Here is an 18591-nt window from a genome sequence, read left to right on the forward strand (position 1 = left end):
CTTCTCTCCTTAAAATACCATGTCGATGCCAATTGTAATGGCTTTACTATCACCTGCGACTGCTAAACCAACGGAGTTATCCTCTACCTCATCGTACTGGATCTTGAAAGCGGCGGAGGAATGGAAATCCCAACGTACTCCAAACGAAGTGGTTTCATGGCTTTCGGCATCGTCGCCCTCGCCTTCAAAATCTGCGTAAGATACGAATGGCGTGATATTGTCAAAGCGATAGCCCAGTGTCAGCATCTTAGTGTCTAGATTGCCGTCTAAGTCCAACCGATTTAGCTCAGATAAAATAAAGAAATTTCCCCAGTCTGCATTTACTGCTAAACCATAAAACTTACCATCTCGCTCATCACTCCCCTCCCATAAAACAGGCTCTCCAGAGCGATACCGCTGGTTGGTGTAACGCATATGGGTTAAACGCACTTCAAGCCAATCATTACTGGTTTGAATTACGCCGCCTAGGATGTCTTTCCAGATTTCTCTAGTTGGCTCTTGAAAGAAAAACTCGCTCAACAGCTTATTGTCATCATCGTCTTCTTTACCGGCGTAAATATTCCCGCTTAATGACCAGTCGCCTATACTGCCGCTGTAGAGCATATTGATGCCATTATAATTAAAGATTTGCCAGGTGTAGTTGTCCGCGGGTGCACGCATCCAAATATAGGCGTAACCCACATCATAAAAGTCGGAGTAATAGAATAGCGGTAAGCGCTTTTTACCTGCTTGGAACGTCCAATTCTCATTAATCTCATAGGACAAATAAGCCCACTCGAACTTTGCATCAAAATCGTCTGCGCCGCGCGCAACAATTTGACCAGTAACACTTAAACCTTCTGTTAGATCAGCACTAAATTGAAGGCCCATCAGTGTTTCAGGTTCAAATGAGATATCCTCGTCGTAAACACTGACGATAGGATAATCGGCGAGAAATATTGGATCGTTTATTCCGAATTGTGGAACACCGCTTCCGCTCAGCACCTTACCAGCATTGATACTTGCGAATCCGGAAAAGTTAACCTCTGCATGCCCTGAAAAACAGGCAAGGCAAAGGGTACAACCTAAAGCTAGTTTCATCTTCATTGTGATTCATCCCAATTGCTTGTTCTACAAGTACTACATTGCAAGTATAGTTAAATTTAAGAAAATGCTAGCAAAAGCAGCAAATTGATATAAATATTTGCAGAAAAAGGGATGGAATAGGAACAAAAAAGCAGCTTACGCTGCTTTTTATAAACTAAGATTCGCCATTATAATAACGTTCAATTTGGTCCTTTAAGTTAGGCGGTACACCTTTAATCGTAAGTGTATCAGTCGCAGCATCATAAATAACCCGCTCACCCAAATGCTTACGTTCAAAGCCAACGCTTACTCCACCGCCAAGCCCGGAAAATTTCACCATACTCGTTACTGTCTTTTTATCGACAGGAAAGCTTTCTTCCAGCTCATAGCCCTGCTCTTTATAAAAGTCTTCAAACTTTACGTCTGAAGACTTAGAAAGCGTCTCGGACAGTGTATTAACATCTGCGTCCTCGCCGCTTGAAACACAGTCGTTACAGTAATCAAAAATTTCCTTGCGGATGTCGTCTTTTTCAGACTTTTCAAATTGCTGTGTAGACAAATAATCCTCAACCGCGTGTAACATAGTTTGTGATTGCTGCTTTGGATCGATCCCCTCTTCACAACCAAGAAAATCTAAAAAGAAATCAGCAACTTTTCGACCAGCACGCCCCTTAATGAAGGAAATATAACGGTTTTCTTCTGCGGCTGTATCCCAAGCATCTAAATCGATTCTAGCAGCCAATTGCATACGTGAAATATCTAAGTGTTTTGCTGCGGATAAGTCTAAGTCTGAGGTAATCGTGTAATGCTCTTTAATATTAATCAGTGCAATCATAATAAAATTGCTGGCAACATACTGATAATGACAAAACACTAAATACCCAGTTTCATGAAACGCATATTTATTAAGCTCTTCTTTAAGCACATTGGTTGCTTCTTGGGTTAAATTCCAAAAGTTAAGCTCATTATTTCTATAACTCTGCATCGCAGACGCGACCACACTGCTTTTTTCGCCGCTAAAAGCACAGAACCCTTTACCCGGTTTGCCATTGTAGGCATGATGCAATTGTTCAATGAAAACATTAACTTTGTCATTGACTTGCATTTCATCGTCACGTAGATGTATTTCGGTATCTTCGTCTTGTTTGTCTACATAGTGAACAACTAGTTTTTTTACCTCAACGCTCATCTTTGTTTTTCACGCCTCTAATGTTAAAATGTAAAAATTATTGCTTTTATAAATTGAACCAACTGATGCCTATCCAATCAAAGTATTCCAATAAACAAGTAGAAGAAATTGTTGACCAATTAGTTAATGTATTAAGCTCGCAAAACGCACCAGTTGATCTCAGCTTAATGTGTTTGGGTAATTCTATCACGCACATTCTAAAAGAACATGTTCCAGAGAGTAAGAGACAATCTGTTGCCGAAAATTTTGCCAAAGCACTTACACAATCAGTAAAGTAACGGAATGAATCTTACACCGCACAGTCCTTTTTCATCAAAAGCAAGTCAATTACTCAGCTGGGGACACTGGTTTACCTTTGCTAACATTGGCTTGGTTTTATTGATTAGCTCAGTTTATTTGTTCGCCGACAAAGCGCCAAGTACCTTTGTCGGTTGGTTTTATATGCTGATCACGTGGATAAGCCATACCAGCTTTATCACTTTTTGTGCGTTTGTATTAACTATCTTTCCGCTTAGTTTAATATTCCCTTACCCGCGACATATTCGCGGGATGGCTGCAATTATTGCCTCGGTTGGTATTGTTGTACTAACAGTGGATGCCTTTGTTTACCTACAACTTGGCTACCATATAAACCCAGCTTCGCTTTCCGATATTTTTGTTTTATTGTGGGAAACCTTAGTCGGATCATCCCTCATTAATCTCATTGTTACCATTGCAATGCTTGGACTGGTGCTCACTTTTGAACTACTCGCAGGTAATTATGCTTGGCGTCATTTGGCCGAGCTTAAATCCTATAAATTCCCTCGCTATGCAACGGGGACCATTGTTACCTGCTTTGCGCTCAGTCACAGCCTGCATATTTGGGCCGATGCGAATGCCTTTTTCGATATCACTAAGCAAGATAATGTATTACCTCTCTCATATCCTACAACCGCAAAGAGCTTACTCGCCAGACACGATTTACTTGATATCGAGCAGTATGAAGAAGCGCACTCACTAAGCATTGGTGATACGCATTCAAAATACAAAGCCCCTGTAATTTCGGCGGTATGCAAAGAAAAGAAAGATACCACAGAGCAACCTATCAACGTTTATGCTTACACAGATGAGGCGCTTTTCCAAAAAACAGCAACAGCACTTCAGAGCAACGGTAAAAATAACGTGTTCCGAATGGATTCTGTTTTACGCGCAGGAAATAGCAGCGATGCACTATTCAGCCTGGTATACGGTCTACCGAGTTATTATAAAGAGTCTGTCCTGCTACAGCAGCAAGTTCCGGTATGGTCAATTAATAATGACTTAATGAGTGTTAATGCTAACGGCGAGTTCTCTTTTGTACCCTCTCATCAAACAAGTAAATTAACAATCGTTGAAGTAAGTGACGAAATTGACATTGATAGTTCAAAGCCGTTCGTGGCAATTGATATTAGTGCACAGCAAGCGACGGTATTAACCAGTTCTGCGGTAACGAACATTGAGCTGTTTGCTCAGGCTTCTGGTCTTGTGCAGCCCAATGACATCACCTACACCCTATTAAGCTCTTATCTAGGCTGCGACCCCCTTGCTCAACAAAGTATGCTGGCATCGAACATTAAAACTCGCTCTCATGCAGAAGGCGTTAACTTTACGCAAGGTGTCTTAGTTGCCTTCAAAAAAGACAAAATCACCTTAGTCAATCAAGATGGTAGCTTCAAGCAGATGTCAGCAAAGGAAGGCTTTGTGTTAAACGGCAATCTAGATATTCCATTTTTAATACAAAGTATTAAGACATTAAAAAAATTCACAGCCCCTGAAGCGCAATAACCTTGAACAAAATGGGATGTCATCTATGGTTAAGTAGATATTAACTGTTACAGCAAGGATGCCAGATGCAATTATATCTAAAACTACTCGTACTGATTTTTGTCTCTACTCATTGTTTCGCCACAACAACGGTAAAATACTTTAAATGCACGACCGACAGAGGCATCGTTTTTAGCCAATTTCCCTGTTCGGCCAATGCGACCCAGCATACGATAACCACATCCGATCCTAAAGCCTCGGCTCCCTCAGAGCAGCACTATAAAACGTTAAACAATTTGGAACGTAACCAAATTGCGAAAAGGACAAAGCGTGCACTCAGAGCCAAACACCATGAAAAAGCCGTGCTCAATCGCAAAAGAGATACCGCAGTTAGAGAGCAACAAGATCAATTAACTAAACTGATGAATGAAGACAGGCGCAAAAAGGTCGTCAGACAAGTTAAAAAGGAAATAAAGGCCATTAATAAGGCACATGCTAAAGCGATTAAAAGCCTAGAGAAAGAGATTTCAAAATTAGAAAGGCAACTCAAAGAATATGAGTGATATAACCGCTCAATTACATTGGTTGTTTTTTGAGAATCACACTTGGTCTATGCGCATTCGCTATAGTTATGCAAATACCTTAACTGGTATTACCAGATGACTTTTCGCACATTACCTTGTAAAGTGAAACCACTCCGCGTGGATAATTTATGAGGGATGTAGATGCAAGCACAGCAGTTAGCAGAGCGAATTTTATCAGGTTTTCAAAACCACTATCACGCATTTGTAAAAATTACCAAACTGGCACCCATCGCTTTTGCTGCTCAAAATTGGGGAGAGATAGAGCGGATAAGTAAAGCGAGGATCAGCCAATACGATAGTAAAGTTGATGAAACCGCACAGAAGTTAATACAACTCTATGGCTCTACGCAACTGGATGAATCGCTATGGTATAAAGTAAAACAGGCTTACCTTGAGCGTCTTACCTTTCACCCTCAACCAGAGCTTGCTGAAACTTTCTATAATTCAGTTTTTTGTCGCCTCTTTCACCGCCGATATTACAATAGCGATTTCATTTTTGTTGAAACCCAGCTTGCTAACGCCACATCACTCCCTGTAGAAGCAGAGTATCGAAGCTATTTTCCAGTCGTCAGTGGCCTCAAACCCACCATCAAAAGAATCATTGAACACATTGACTTTCATTGTGAATTTGAAGATTTAGATAGAGATATTCGACTACTCGTTAAGGCGTTTCTTAAACAAGCACCTAACACGCATCATCAGGCACACTTAATGCGCTTCGACATCCTCAGCGCACCTTTCTATCGTAATAAAGGCGCCTATATTGTCGGCCGAGTGGTATCTAAATCTGGTGTACAGCCGTTTATCATTTCGGTATTACACGCACAAACTGGGGGCTTACTGATCGATGCGCTGCTTACCAACAGCTCACAAATGCGGGTGATTTTTGGTTTTGCGCGGGCTTACTTTTTAGTAGAGACCCACGCCCCATCTGCGCTAGTTAAGTTTTTAAATCAACTCATGCCAAATAAAACAAAGGCTGAGCTTTATAACGCCATCGGCTTTCATAAACAGGGGAAAACCGAATTTTATCGTGAGTTTTTACACCACTTAGCTAATTCCGAAGAACAATTTGAAGTCGCTCCAGGTACGCCCGGCATGGTAATGATGGTATTCACTCTGCCAAGCTTTCCCTATGTTTTTAAAGTGATCCGTGACCAATTTCCAGAAAGTAAGCCATTTACAAAAACAACCGTTCTAGAGCGGTATCAACTTGTAAAACGCCACGATCGCGTAGGTAGAATGGCAGATACAATTGAATATTCCGATGTGGTGATCCCACTTGCACGTATTTCACCAGCCCTTTATCAGCTATTGCTGGACTCTATCTCTCAAAGTATACGTATTGAGGGGGATAATATGGTGATAAAGCACTTGTATATTGAACGCCGTATGACACCGCTCAACCTCTTTGTACAGCAAGCCGATGAAGAAACGTGTGAGCAAGTCATTAGAGATTACGGCTATGCGCTCAAAGAAATGCTCGCTGTAAACATTTTTCCAGGTGACATGCTGTTAAAAAACTTTGGCGTGAGTAAACACCATAGAGTTATCTTCTATGACTATGATGAGGTGCAATATCTCACGGAAATGAACTTTAGAGCGCTGCCAAAACAAGGGCTAGATAATATGTACGACTCTGGCGATATTTCCAGTGCACCACAAGACGTCTTTCCTGAACAGTTGTGTACATTTGTTCTGACAAATCCTACACTAAAGGAAATGTTTCTGCGCCATCATGCTGATTTGGCTGAGGTGTTGTTTTGGCAGCAAGCACAACGAGATATTCGTGAGAAAGTCGTAAGACATATTTACCCTTATCCACATGACAATCGCTTTCTCCAAAATGCCAAAAAAGAAGAATAATACAAAGGAAAACTGAGTGAACATTAGTAAAATTGACCTTAACCTGCTGGTTTACCTCGATACCTTACTTCGAGAATGCAATGTAACACGTGCCGCAAATCAATTAAGTATTACCCAACCGGCAATGAGTAACGGTCTTAAGCGTCTCAGAAACCTCTTTAATGACCCTATTTTAGTACGTACCAGCGAAGGCATGGTGCCAACAGAGCGCGCGCTTGAGCTACAGCCTGTGATCCGTGGCATACTCATGACTTTGGAAGAAACCTTAGCCCCTAACAGGGAGTTTGAAGCAGCGAGTAGTAATCGAGTGTTTAGGATTATGGCCAGCGACTATGCTGCAAGTACGCTTGCGCCGAAACTTCTAACTAAACTTCATGAGGAAGCCCCAGATACGACCCTTGATATTCTCACGCCGAGTGATGTTACTTTTCATGATGTAGAAAATGGCAAGGTAGACATGGCAATTAACCGCTTCGAAAATCTACCGCAATCGTTTCACCACAAACGAATTTGGAAGGATAGTTTTTGCTGTCTGGTGAAGTCCGATAACCCCGTTATTACCAACTTTACGCTTGATGCCTATTTAAAATCTCGCCATATTTGGGTAAGTAAAACCGGATTTGGTGTTGGGGTCGGAATGGATCCTGCCGATGTACAGAAACTTGGCTGGGTTGACGAGGCACTCGCACACTTTGGAAAACACAGAAACATCGCAACTTTTACACGTAATTACCACGTTGCAATTCACTTAGCAAAAGAGCAGAACTTAATCGCAACATTACCGTCAAAAGCCGCGAATATCTATCGTGATGATCCGACCTTAACAGTTTTGGAGCCGCCATTCCCTATTCCGCCGTTTGAGTTAGATATGATTTGGAGCCCGCTATTACACCGTGATGCAAGCCACATTTGGCTGAGACAAAAAATCGCTGAGGTAGCTGAAGAGCTAGCATAGCGATATAACTAAGCTTTGCTTTGGTGCGCTTTTTGAAATTGGTATCGCCAGCTAATTGAACTATCCTTTTATCTATATGCATAAAAGGTGCAATAGAGCATGGCGAAATTCTCTTATAGAGCAACGGTTGATAGTAAAGAGAAACTTATCCACGCAGCCGCATACGGGGAATGCGTGGAAGCCAATATCATCGAGATGTACAAAAATTTAGGGCTTGCACTTAAATCGAATCAGCTAAAAAGTTTAGTTATCGACGTCTCTCAATTACATATCACCTACGACTATCCAAGCGTGCTAACCGCTTTACAAAAACTCAATCAATTTGTCGATGGGGTTACTCTTGCCCGAGTTATCTCCCCCTCAGACACCAAAAGTGGATTAATTGAAGCATTTGCTGACAAGCACGGCTTAGCGATTAAAAACTTCGAGAACTACAACGACGCAGTAGCTTGGGTACATGCTGTGAATACATAAAATAATTAAGGAAATTCAGAATAAAGTCATGAAATTAGTGATATTATTTGCCGTTGGTCAATAGCAGATGGCCAACCATAAGCAATTTTTGAACAACCTTTATTTCATAATAGGGAACTATGGAACATTATATCTCAACGTTCATTTTTTTCTTTGCGGTCATCGACCCCATTGGCACCATCCCAGTATTTATCGCAACCACTACTGGCTTTGATATTGCGACGAAACGAAAAATAGCGGTAAAAGCTACACTGGTTGCAGCCATTGTGTTGCTGTTTTTTATTATTGCGGGCGAAATCATTTTAAACGCGATTGGTATTCCCCTACCTGCATTCGCGATTGCCGGAGGCATCGTACTGTTCATCTTTGCCATGACAATGATTTTTGGCGAGGGTAAGCCAAGTGAAGAGATTAAGTTAGACAGTAAAGCATCCGATACCGCTATTTTCCCTTTAGCAATGCCTTCTATCGCAAGCCCAGGGGCAATGCTAGCAGCCGTTTTGCTTACTAAAAACAGCGAAAACAATGTATTTGAACAACTCCAAACGTCGATTATTATGCTCAGCGTATTGGCTATCGTGTTGATATTTCTACTGGTTGCGACAAAAATTCACCAATGGATTGGTGATAGTGGCGCAAGTATCGTCAGCCGAGTAATGGGACTTATTTTAGCTTCAGTTGCAGTATCTAGTGTATTGGCGGGTATTAAAGAATATTTTATGTTGTAATAGAGAGTAACGAGAGGGTTAGCCCTCTCTTTCGATGTCATTGTTTCAAAATAAATTTCTTCACCGCTTTATTATGTTCAGTCAGTGTTTTCGAAAAGTGGTGTCCACCATCTCCTGACGCAACAAAGTACAAGTATTCGGTTGTTGCTGGATTAAGTGCCGCATGGATCGCAGCACGAGACGGCATTGCAATGGGTGTCGGTGGCAAACCATCAATCCGATAGGTGTTATATGGTGTCTTTTCACGGATATCTTCACGTTTAATATCACCATCAAACTGCTCACCGATACCATAGATAATGGTTGGATCTGTCTGTAAACGCATGCCCTTACGCAAACGATTGATAAAAACGGAGGCAACTTTATCTCGTTCTGCGACTACACCCGTTTCTTTCTCAATAATCGAAGCCAAGATCAAGGCTTCATAAGGCGTGTTTAAAGGAAGATCTGGCATTCTATTTTGCCACTCTTCTTCAAGCACACTCTGCATTTTGGTATGGGCACGTTTAAGTAAGCGCTGTGCTGAATCATTTCCATGATAGTGGTAGGTGTCGGGGTACAACCACCCTTCAGCTGAACTTTGCGATATATTCAGTTGTGCTGTCAGCTTATCAATGTCTTGCGTTAAGTAGGGGGCGCTGAGGAGCTTGTCTTTGACTTCCCAAATGGGCATCCCTTCAATGATTGTAAAGCTAAAGTTGTGTTGCTCCCCGCGACTAATTTTGCTGATGGCATCTAGTACAGTTAGCCCTTTAAGATCGTAAAAGCCCGCTTGTAACGCGAATAACTTAGGCTCTAACTTACTATAAAGTTGATAAGGAAAGCAGTTAGATAACGCCCCGCTACGCTGCCATAGATGACATAGCTGATTGAATGTTTGCCCAGCCTTTATCTCAACTAATGGCTCAGAGATATTAAGTGGTTCAAATTTAACCTTATTTATTTGCTGAGATAACCACCATGACGCTGCTGCTATCAAAAATGCGACTATGATGAACAGTTTTTTCATTTATATTATTTCCCTAAAAATCGCCTTTTCAATTCATGTAAGTCGGCGATATCGAAATGTTTATTCTCAATTCTTACTACAGGTACCAACTGCATTAAACTATTACAAATAAATACACCATCAGCCGCTTGTAACTCGTCAAAAGCAATATTTTTGACCCTAATATCGTGTTTACTTTCAAGTGCGGTTAAAAACACGCCTTTAATGCCTGAGCCACTAAGTTCTGGTGTATACAGCCTGTTGTCTTTAATCATGATGATATTTGCCGCTGACGCTTCAATCACCCTATCATTGATGTCCGTCACAATGACATCGTCACAAACCAATGTCTGAGCATCTTGTTTAATAAGTACTTGTTCTAACCGATTCAGTGTCTTTAATCCAGCGAGTAACGGCTGAATACCCAGTTTAACCCGGCTTAATGCGACTTCAATCCCACTCTGCTGCCAAGTTGTATAGTGTGAAGGAAAAGGTAATATCTGAATACTCACACTCAGCTCAGGCGTCTCAGGAGCTTGATAACCACGGCCCCCTTCCCCTCGAGTGATAAGGAGCTTTAGCACCGCTTCCCTTTTATCTTTAACTTGCTCTTGAACCAAAGACTCGATTTCGCCTAGTCGTAACTCAGGAAAGCCCAAGCGCTGCTGACATTCCACCAGTCGGTTTCTATGAAGTGGCCACAAATCAACATTTCCATCACGGACTAACGCGGTGGTAAAAAAGCCATCGCCATAGGCCAATCCTCTGTCAGTGTTAGAAAAAAGCTGTTGATTATCCACATCACTTTCCTTTTTAAGGGTATCAAAAACATAAAAAAACTCGGCAATGCCGAGCTTTTTTATCATAACCTACTTTGCTATCAAATTACTAAGGCTGATCTACACCTTTTTAAATAGCAACGAACCGTTTGTTCCACCGAAACCAAACGAGTTACACAAAGTGTACTCTAGTTTCGCATCACGGGCAGTATGAGGCACATAATCTAAATCACAGCCTTCATCTGGGTTATCCAAGTTAATGGTCGGCGTTACTTTTTGGTCTTGCAGCGCAAGAATCGAAATAATTGATTCAACTGAGCCTGCAGCACCAAGTAAGTGACCCATCATTGATTTAGACGAGCTCACCATCACATTTTTTGCCGCAGAACCAAATACCGACTTAACAGCATGCGTCTCTGCAACGTCACCCGCTGGAGTAGAAGTGCCGTGTGCGTTGATATAGCCAACCTGCTCTGCATTGATCCCTGCATCATTCAATGCATTAACCATGGCCTGTGCAGCACCTGCACCGTCTTCTGGTGGTGATGTCATGTGATATGCATCGCCACTCATACCAAAGCCAACCAGTTCAGCGTAGATCTTCGCACCACGAGCTTTCGCATGTTCATATTCTTCCAGTACGATCACACCGGCTCCATCAGCTAGCACAAAACCATCACGGTCTTTATCCCAAGGGCGAGAAGCCGCTTGCGGATCATCGTTACGTGTAGAAAGCGCACGAGCCGCGCTAAAACCACCCATACCAATTGGCGTTGACGCTTTTTCAGCACCGCCTGCTACCATCGCATCCGCGTCGCCGTACGCAATCATACGTGCCGCATGGCCAATATTATGAAGGCCAGTTGTACATGCAGTCACAATCGAAATATTTGGACCTCTCAAGCCATGCATGATGGACAAGTGGCCAGAGATCATATTGATAATGGTAGACGGAACGTAAAACGGAGAAAGCTTGCGTGGACCGCTATTTAATAGCTTAATGTGGTTTTCTTCAATTAGCGTCAAACCACCGATACCAGAGCCGATGGCCACACCAACTCTAGCGGCATTCTCTTCGTTAACTTCAAGACCTGAGTCTTTTAAAGCCTGTACACCTGCAGCGATACCATACTGGATGAAAACATCCATTTTTTTAGCATCTTTAGGGGAAATGTACTCAGTGACATCAAAGTCGTTCACTAAACCAGCAAACTTAGTCCCGAAACCTTCTGTGTCAAAATGCGTGATATTGCGAATACCACTACGGCCTTCTAATAAGCCCTGCCAGGTAGATGCAACATCATTACCCAGCGGCGTCAACATACCTAAGCCAGTTACTACGACTCGACGTTTAGCCACGGTGTCCTCCAAAAAGGGATTATTATAATAATTGGGGGGTCTAGAAAGAGTTAGGGCAGCGAGTGCTGCCCTAATAGAAAAGCTAGTTACTCAGCGTGAGCAGTAACGTAGTCGATAGCTGCCTGAACAGTAGTGATTTTCTCAGCTTCTTCATCAGGGATTTCTGTATCGAACTCTTCTTCTAGCGCCATTACAAGCTCAACAGTGTCTAGAGAGTCAGCACCTAAATCATCAACGAAAGACGCTTCTGATTTAACTTCTTCTTCTTTAACACCTAGTTGTTCAACAATAATTTTCTTTACGCGTTCTTGGATGTCGCTCATTCTTCTTTCCTTTATTTAAACGCTACTGCGTTAATTTTCAGATTGCGGCGCAGTTTACGACGCATCATTCTGGGATTCAAGGATTGACCCGTACTTTTTTTTCTGGTCAAACCTGTTACAAAGCTTTGGATCTTTTTATCGCCTATTTTCGTGACGATTTCAAGTACGTTGTCGACAAGATCACAAAAATTTCAATTGATTTGTGATCTTAGCGGGTTAAACCATGTACATCGCACCATTTACGTGCAAAGTTTCACCAGAAACATAAGCTGCCACATCTGATGCTAAATAAACCACAGCCGCTGCGATTTCTTCAGGCTGACCTAAACGACCTGCTGGTACATTCGCCAAAGTCGCTGCTTTTTGCTCATCAGTTAGCTCATCCGTCATGTCTGTCTGAATGAAGCCCGGTGCTACAGTATTTACCGTAATACCACGAGATGCAACCTCACGCGCCAATGATTTTGTAAAACCAATTACGCCCGCTTTTGCAGCAGCATAGTTAGCTTGACCCGCATTACCCATAGTGCCCACTACTGAACCAATGTTAATGATACGGCCATTTTTCTTCTTCATCATTGGGCGAAGTACCGCTTTTGATAAGCGGAAAATGGATGACAAGTTAGTATCGATGATGTCATCCCACTCTTGATCTTTCATGCGCATCAGCAAGTTATCACGAGTGATACCAGCATTGTTTACCAACACATCGATATCACCTAAGTCTGCTTTGATTGCATCCAAAGTTGCTGCGATTGAGTCGGCATCTGTCACGTTTAGCGCATAACCTTTACCACTTTCGCCTAGATACTCAGAGATACGCTCTGCTCCAGACTCACTCGTTGCAGTACCCGCAACTTTTGCACCTTGTGCCACTAAGGCGTTAGCGATTGCTTTACCAATACCTCGGCTAGCACCCGTTACTAGTACTACTTTTCCTTCTAAAGAAAATAAATTACTCATAATACTCTCGTTATTATTCTGCTGCTGCAATGGCAGCTAAATCATTTACCGACACGCACGACACTGAGCGGTCGATGCGTTTGACAAGACCCGAAATCACTTTACCAGGGCCGAACTCAAAAGTTGTTGTAACACCTTCTTTTGCAACCGCTTGTACAGTTTCAGTCCATCTTACTGGACTATAAAGCTGGCGAATAAGCGCATCTTTTATTGCTGCAGCATCTTTTGCAACAGCAACGTCAACATTGTTAATCACGTCAAACTTTGGCTCTGAAAAAGCGAGTATCTCAAGATCTTTAGCTAATTTATCAGCTGCTGGTTTCATTAATGCGCAATGAGATGGAACGCTAACTGCAAGTGGTAATGCGCGTTTAGCTCCTGCTTCTTTACACGCTTCAGAGGCTCGATTTACTGCTTCAACATGACCCGCAATCACCACTTGACCTGGTGAGTTGTAGTTTACCGGCGAAACAACATCCCCCTGTGCAGATTCGGCACACACCTTAGCAATCACGTCATCATCTAAACCAATAATTGCCGCCATTGAACCCGTACCAGCAGGAACTGCTTCTTGCATGTATAAACCACGTTTTTCAACTAACTTAACGGCATCTGCAAGGGTTAATACTTCTGCACATACTAATGCAGAGTATTCGCCTAGACTATGGCCTGCTAACGTCAGTTCAGCTTCAACACCTTTCTCTTGCCACGCTCTAAAGGTAGCGACACTTGCGGTCAATAAAGCTGGTTGAGTACGGTGCGTTTGGTTTAATTCTTCTTCAGGACCATTTAGCACAAGTTCGGCTAAATCGTAGCCTAGTGCTTCTGACGCTTCAGCGAACGTCGCTTTAACGATGTCAGAAGATGCTAATAATTCAGATAACATGCCCACGCTTTGTGAGCCCTGCCCTGGGAAAAATAATGCGATTTTTTGTGACATATTGTGCTCTTATTTTCTCTGTTGTCGCCACGTCCTCATGTCACTTAGCAGTGTTAGGGATGCGGACCTGACGGTTGTTTTTCTGTGTCGACCTGAGCAAACACCGTTTGGATCTTTTCAGGGATCTTACGTTGTACTTCTTGCGCAGCTTCTTCAATCGCGGCTAAAAATGCCTTAGTTGTGGCATTTCCGTGACTTTTCACAACAATACCGCGCAATCCTACCAGACTTGCACCGTTATACTGGTCGGGGTTCACCCTTCTATACAATTTTTTTATAACGGGTCGAAGTAAAAAGGCCAACGCTTTATAAAAAAAGTGCTTTTTTAACGCTTTGCTAAACTTATGCATGATGAGTTTGGCAATCCCTTCACAGGTTTTCAAGGCAACGTTGCCGACAAATCCCTCACACACAATAACATCGGCTTTGCCAGAGAACATATCGCTCCCCTCACAATAGCCTTGATAATTAATAACAGATGAGGATTTCATTAATTTTGCAGCTTGCTTGATACCATCATGGCCTTTGATTTCTTCAGAGCCAATGTTTAGCAAGCACACTTTAGGTGAAGGAATATTTAATGCCTCTCCAGCCACGATTGAGCCCATAATACCAAACTGATAGAGGGTCTCAGGGTCACAATGCACATTCGCACCAAGATCAAGCAGATAAACGGGCTGTTTTTTCTCTGTTGGAACGGCTGAAATTAACGCGGGACGCTTGATGCCAGGCAACATTTTTAGCACATAGTGGGCCATAAAAAAGAGCGCACCTGTATTGCCTGAACTTACACAAGCCTGCGCTTCGCCAGATTTCACCAAATCAAGCGCAATACGCATTGAAGACTGCTTTTTATTTCTAAGTGCAGAGGCAGGTTCACAACCGTTAGTGACGACTTCTTTACAGTGTTTAATTTTGAGTCTTGGATGATCCAGCATATTTGCTTTAGTCAAAGCACTTTCAATAACTTGCTGATTACCACAGAGGATTAGATTTAAATTTGGGTGCTTAAGCACAGCAGCGATGGCTGCGGGGATAGATGAACGGGGGCCGTAATCGCCCCCCATCATATCTAACGCAATGGTTAGATCAGTCAGCATAAAGTAATCTCTTACTTAGAAATTACTTTAACGCCTTTGTAGTAACCGTCAGCAGTCACGTGGTGACGACGATGAGTCTCGCCAGAAACCTGATCTACAGTTAGAGCTGGTCCACTGATCGCATCGTGTGAACGACGCATACCACGACGTGCGCGTGACTTCTTGCTTTTTTGTACCGCCATTAGCCTTCTCCTAAGAATCTTTCTTAAGTTGTTTCAAAATTTCAAATGGATTTGGTTTGCTATCTTCTGCTTCAATTTCACCAAAGCTCTTTGGCTTATCAGAATAAGAGCATAGTGCTTCATCATGCGTCGGGACTATCGGAATCGCGAGTAGCAGTTCATCTTCGACGATTTGTCTTAGATTAACTTCACCCTCTTCATCCAGTTCCAACACATCATAACGCTCGGGAAGATCATCCGACTCTGCACCTAATCCGACTGGCGAATACGCAAAGTCTTGTTCCAAATCCAACCCTAATTCATCATTACAACGCTGACATACAACAGTTAGATGGGCTCGGACTTTGCCTTGCACAACAACCAAACCTTGTTCGTCGATGTTGAAATGAATGTCTACCGCTATTTCACTATTTTGATCACGCACAACTTGCTGCAATCGAGAAAGTTCTTCAAGCATTACAACACCGTCATAAGATGCTCGACGTTGCGCTGCTCTGCATGGATCAATAGTGATGGGAATTTTCACCTTTTGCATAGGGGCTGCATCATATAGATAGTTACTGTGTTAGTCAAAGTAAAAATACACTTTCCCTTTGTTTTTCGCGTTATTGCGCATTATCCTGTTGGCAATGTTGTCACAAAGATAAAAATCTCATGAAAACGCCCCTTATTCTAGCCTCAAGTTCGCCATTTAGGCAGTCAATTTTGAAAAAATTAATGCTTCCTTTTGCATCTTTTTCACCGGATGTAGATGAGCAAACACTCGAAGGTGAATCAGCGCAGCAACTTGTTGCACGGTTGAGCGAATCAAAAGCCAAAGCAGCAATAGCAAAATATCAACAAGGTGTGGTGATTGGTTCAGACCAAGTCGCGCTGTTCAACGGTGAGATCCTAGGAAAGCCGCATAATAAAGAGAACGCGATTAAGCAACTAAGCCTATTTAGTAATAATCGCGTGACTTTTTTGACTGGTTTAACCGTTTTCGACATTGAAAGCGGCAAAACGGTCACTGAAGTAGTACCGTTCTACGTTTACTTTCGCCAACTTACCCAAGCACAGATCAGTAACTATTGTGATGCGGAAACACCTTACAACTGTGCTGGAAGCTTTAAAAGCGAAGGATTAGGGATCTGTCTGTTTGATAAACTTGAAGGAGAAGACCCCAATACCCTGATTGGCCTTCCCCTTATTCAACTCACTAAAACACTGCTCACATTTGGTATTGATGTGCTCGCTGAGCAATCAGGCCAACAATAGGTTAGACAAGTCATGATAGTTATCGCAAATATGGGCAGCCGATGTTTGCGATAACAGCTCTCTTGTTGCAACACCCATAGTGACGCCGATCGCGTCAATGCCTGCATTCTCCGCTAAATTCATATCAATTATCGTATCGCCTATCATGACAGCCTCTGTAGCTTCCACATTTAGTTCAGCCAAAATCTGAAGCAACATATCGGGATGCGGTTTAGACTCCGCCTCACATGCTGTCCGTGTCGTGACGAAAACATCACTCAACCCGCTTTCTGTCATCAGACGGTCAAGCCCGACTCGGCTTTTTCCTGTTGCAACCGCAACTTTGACTCCATTGCCATGTAATTGCTTTAAAAGTGTTTCAGCGCCTTCAAATAGAGGCGCTGGAGTTTTATCTTGATGTTTATAGATATACTTATAAGCCGCTATTAAAGACGCTAATTTGTCTTCATGATTTGGAAAAAGTGTCAGTATCGCTTTATCGAGAGACAGGCCGATAATACTTTTCGCCGCTTCGTTACTGACGGGTGCAATTCCACAAGATTCAGCAGCTTGATGAATGGTGTTTACGATTTTTGGCACAGAGTCCATGACGGTACCATCCCAGTCGAAAATTACACACTTATAACGCATGTTACTTCCTTAATTTAACTAAGCATGCTTCCAAAGCCCCATCCAATGGCGCCTCTACATGGTGTGTCGTTTCTGTTTTTGGGTGCATAAATCTGAGTTCTTTGGCATGCAAAAACAGCCTATTTAATCCCACTTCACGCATTTTGGCATCAAACACCTGATCGCCATACTTATCATCACACGCAATCGGATGTCCTTTACATTGAGTATGCACTCGGATCTGGTGCGTTCTGCCTGTTACTGGTGACGCCTGCACTAAAGTTGCGGACTCAAAACGCTCGACGACTCTAAAACGAGTATGAGAAGGCTTGCCTTGCTCATGATCCACTCGCACCACTCGCTCACCTGACTTTAAGGTATTTTTACGTAGCGGTTCGGTGACATTTTTATGTTTGGCATCCCATTGCCCTGAAACCAGCGCAAGGTAATTCTTCTCCATGGTCTTTTCTCTTAGCTGCTCATGAAGTCCTTTAAGCACAGCGCGGCGCTTTGAAATCAACAAACAACCCGATGTGTCGCGGTCCAAACGGTGCACCAACTCCAAACTTTGCTCTTGTGGGCGTAATGCTCTTAATGCTTCAATTAAGCCATAGCTTAAGCCGCTGCCACCATGTACCGCCATACCGGCTGGTTTATTTATAACTATCAGATGCTTATCTTCATAAAGAATGGCATCTTCTAAGTTTGCGACTTTATCTAGATTTTTAGGCACAAACTCTGTTTTCTCCGCAACACGCACAGGTGGGATACGGATTTCATCATTGATTTGTAGTTTATATACAGGCTTCACCCGCTTTTTGTTTACGCGCACTTCCCCTTTACGAAGAATTTTATATACGGCGCTTTTTGGCACCCCTTTCAAATGCGTAACTAAAAAGTTATCGATCCTTTGACCTTCTTGGTCTTCCGTCACGGTAACGAAGCTAACTTGTAATGCGGGTTTCTCTGACATTGCCTAATCACTGATTTGAGTAATAATTTAGTTGCTATCTCGACATTATTAGTGGGATAATCAGGCCGCAAATTTTTGCGAGGTGCTTTTTATCGCAAAAACAATATCGTGATGCACATCTTGGATGGCAGATCATACAGATTAGAGCTAATATTTCCAAAGCTTTTATCATACATCTAAGATAAACACGTGCGAACAGTCAATGCGAAGCGCGTAATATTTCGTTTAATGACTGGACACGATGAACAAACCAAAAAGCAAGAAATTAAAATTTGTCTGATACGTTTACCACAGTTGCAGTAATACCCGTGCATAGCAGGCCGCAACTCGTGAATAACCACAAAGCAATCAAGTCAAAAGATGGTGATAGCTAAGCTTGGCAAACCAAGCTCAACTTGCCCCGTGCATGACTACTTTGTGAAACGAATAAACGTGCAAAGAGCGAACGATGGATCAGTGATTTTACCCTGATTTA

21 protein-coding genes are annotated in these 18591 nt (G+C 42.5%); 8 read left to right on the top strand and 13 right to left on the bottom strand.

Annotated elements, in window-relative coordinates:
- Positions 1 to 9: 9 nt before the first annotated feature.
- On the bottom strand, positions 10 to 1086 hold the full coding sequence (locus tag PNC201_RS09935) for a porin (protein ID WP_010604987.1): 1077 nt from the start codon (positions 1084 to 1086) through the stop codon (positions 10 to 12).
- A 154-nt stretch (positions 1087 to 1240) separates the two neighbouring features.
- Entirely contained in the window at positions 1241 to 2254 is a 1014-nt protein-coding gene (gene yejK / locus PNC201_RS09940) for a nucleoid-associated protein YejK (RefSeq protein WP_102056952.1), read from the bottom strand.
- A gap of 65 nt (positions 2255 to 2319) precedes the next feature.
- Between yejK and PNC201_RS09945 the strand changes: the two genes are divergently transcribed.
- From PNC201_RS09945 to PNC201_RS09975, 7 genes are all read left to right on the top strand, one after another.
- The gene (locus tag PNC201_RS09945; protein WP_010374035.1) at positions 2320 to 2532 is read left to right on the top strand and encodes a DUF1414 domain-containing protein; all 213 of its coding nucleotides are present in this window, start codon (positions 2320 to 2322) and stop codon (positions 2530 to 2532) included.
- A 4-nt stretch (positions 2533 to 2536) separates the two neighbouring features.
- Positions 2537 to 4057, top strand: a complete 1521-nt coding sequence (locus tag PNC201_RS09950; protein WP_102056953.1) for a DUF3413 domain-containing protein — start codon at positions 2537 to 2539, stop codon at positions 4055 to 4057.
- Between the two features lie 65 nt (positions 4058 to 4122).
- Positions 4123 to 4599, top strand: coding sequence for a hypothetical protein (locus tag PNC201_RS09955; protein ID WP_102056954.1), 477 nt, complete (start codon positions 4123 to 4125; stop codon positions 4597 to 4599).
- 162 nt (positions 4600 to 4761) lie between these two features.
- Positions 4762 to 6486, top strand: coding sequence for a bifunctional isocitrate dehydrogenase kinase/phosphatase (aceK, locus tag PNC201_RS09960; RefSeq protein WP_010604991.1), 1725 nt, complete (start codon positions 4762 to 4764; stop codon positions 6484 to 6486).
- Between the two features lie 16 nt (positions 6487 to 6502).
- Positions 6503 to 7441: a LysR family transcriptional regulator gene (locus PNC201_RS09965; protein ID WP_010604992.1), complete on the top strand. Its 939-nt coding sequence runs from the start codon at positions 6503 to 6505 to the stop codon at positions 7439 to 7441.
- A gap of 99 nt (positions 7442 to 7540) precedes the next feature.
- Positions 7541 to 7915: a hypothetical protein gene (locus tag PNC201_RS09970; RefSeq protein ID WP_102056955.1), complete on the top strand. Its 375-nt coding sequence runs from the start codon at positions 7541 to 7543 to the stop codon at positions 7913 to 7915.
- Positions 7916 to 8034: 119 nt separating this feature from the next.
- The gene (locus PNC201_RS09975) at positions 8035 to 8643 is read left to right on the top strand and encodes a MarC family protein (protein ID WP_017219127.1); all 609 of its coding nucleotides are present in this window, start codon (positions 8035 to 8037) and stop codon (positions 8641 to 8643) included.
- A gap of 37 nt (positions 8644 to 8680) precedes the next feature.
- On the opposite strand, the gene mltG is transcribed toward PNC201_RS09975, so the two are convergent.
- The 9 genes from mltG to yceD all read right to left on the bottom strand — a co-directional run bounded on the left by mltG (position 8681) and on the right by yceD (position 15812).
- Positions 8681 to 9652 carry an endolytic transglycosylase MltG gene (gene mltG / locus PNC201_RS09980; protein ID WP_102056956.1) on the bottom strand — a complete coding sequence of 324 codons (972 nt, stop codon included), beginning with the start codon at positions 9650 to 9652 and terminating at the stop codon, positions 8681 to 8683.
- Positions 9653 to 9657: 5 nt separating this feature from the next.
- Positions 9658 to 10497: an aminodeoxychorismate lyase gene (gene pabC, locus PNC201_RS09985; RefSeq protein WP_010604996.1), complete on the bottom strand. Its 840-nt coding sequence runs from the start codon at positions 10495 to 10497 to the stop codon at positions 9658 to 9660.
- A 33-nt stretch (positions 10498 to 10530) separates the two neighbouring features.
- A complete protein-coding gene (gene fabF / locus PNC201_RS09990; RefSeq protein WP_102056957.1) occupies positions 10531 to 11769 on the bottom strand; it encodes a beta-ketoacyl-ACP synthase II in 1239 nt (412 codons plus the stop codon).
- A gap of 86 nt (positions 11770 to 11855) precedes the next feature.
- Positions 11856 to 12092, bottom strand: coding sequence for an acyl carrier protein (gene acpP, locus PNC201_RS09995; protein ID WP_010374019.1), 237 nt, complete (start codon positions 12090 to 12092; stop codon positions 11856 to 11858).
- 216 nt (positions 12093 to 12308) lie between these two features.
- A complete protein-coding gene (fabG, locus tag PNC201_RS10000) occupies positions 12309 to 13055 on the bottom strand; it encodes a 3-oxoacyl-ACP reductase FabG (protein ID WP_102056958.1) in 747 nt (248 codons plus the stop codon).
- A 13-nt stretch (positions 13056 to 13068) separates the two neighbouring features.
- Positions 13069 to 13995 (bottom strand): ACP S-malonyltransferase, encoded by a 927-nt coding sequence (fabD, locus tag PNC201_RS10005; RefSeq protein ID WP_102056959.1) that lies wholly within the window; start codon positions 13993 to 13995, stop codon positions 13069 to 13071.
- 53 nt (positions 13996 to 14048) lie between these two features.
- Positions 14049 to 15095: a phosphate acyltransferase PlsX gene (gene plsX, locus PNC201_RS10010; protein ID WP_010605000.1), complete on the bottom strand. Its 1047-nt coding sequence runs from the start codon at positions 15093 to 15095 to the stop codon at positions 14049 to 14051.
- Positions 15096 to 15106: 11 nt separating this feature from the next.
- Positions 15107 to 15277, bottom strand: a complete 171-nt coding sequence (rpmF, locus tag PNC201_RS10015; RefSeq protein WP_010374010.1) for a 50S ribosomal protein L32 — start codon at positions 15275 to 15277, stop codon at positions 15107 to 15109.
- Positions 15278 to 15287: 10 nt separating this feature from the next.
- Positions 15288 to 15812, bottom strand: coding sequence for a 23S rRNA accumulation protein YceD (yceD, locus tag PNC201_RS10020; protein ID WP_010374009.1), 525 nt, complete (start codon positions 15810 to 15812; stop codon positions 15288 to 15290).
- 119 nt (positions 15813 to 15931) lie between these two features.
- On the opposite strand from yceD, the gene PNC201_RS10025 reads away from it, so the two are divergent.
- Positions 15932 to 16534 (top strand): Maf family protein, encoded by a 603-nt coding sequence (locus PNC201_RS10025; RefSeq protein WP_010605001.1) that lies wholly within the window; start codon positions 15932 to 15934, stop codon positions 16532 to 16534.
- On the opposite strand, the gene PNC201_RS10030 is transcribed toward PNC201_RS10025, so the two are convergent.
- Together PNC201_RS10030 and rluC are read right to left on the bottom strand one after the other, a co-directional pair.
- Positions 16520 to 17164 carry an HAD family hydrolase gene (locus PNC201_RS10030; protein ID WP_102056960.1) on the bottom strand — a complete coding sequence of 215 codons (645 nt, stop codon included), beginning with the start codon at positions 17162 to 17164 and terminating at the stop codon, positions 16520 to 16522. The genes PNC201_RS10025 and PNC201_RS10030 overlap by 15 nt on opposite strands.
- Position 17165: 1 nt before the next feature.
- Entirely contained in the window at positions 17166 to 18116 is a 951-nt protein-coding gene (gene rluC, locus PNC201_RS10035; RefSeq protein WP_102056961.1) for a 23S rRNA pseudouridine(955/2504/2580) synthase RluC, read from the bottom strand.
- Positions 18117 to 18591: the final 475 nt, after the last annotated feature.

It is taken from the genome of Pseudoalteromonas sp. NC201, from assembly GCF_002850255.1.
Classification (GTDB): Bacteria; Pseudomonadota; Gammaproteobacteria; order Enterobacterales; family Alteromonadaceae; genus Pseudoalteromonas.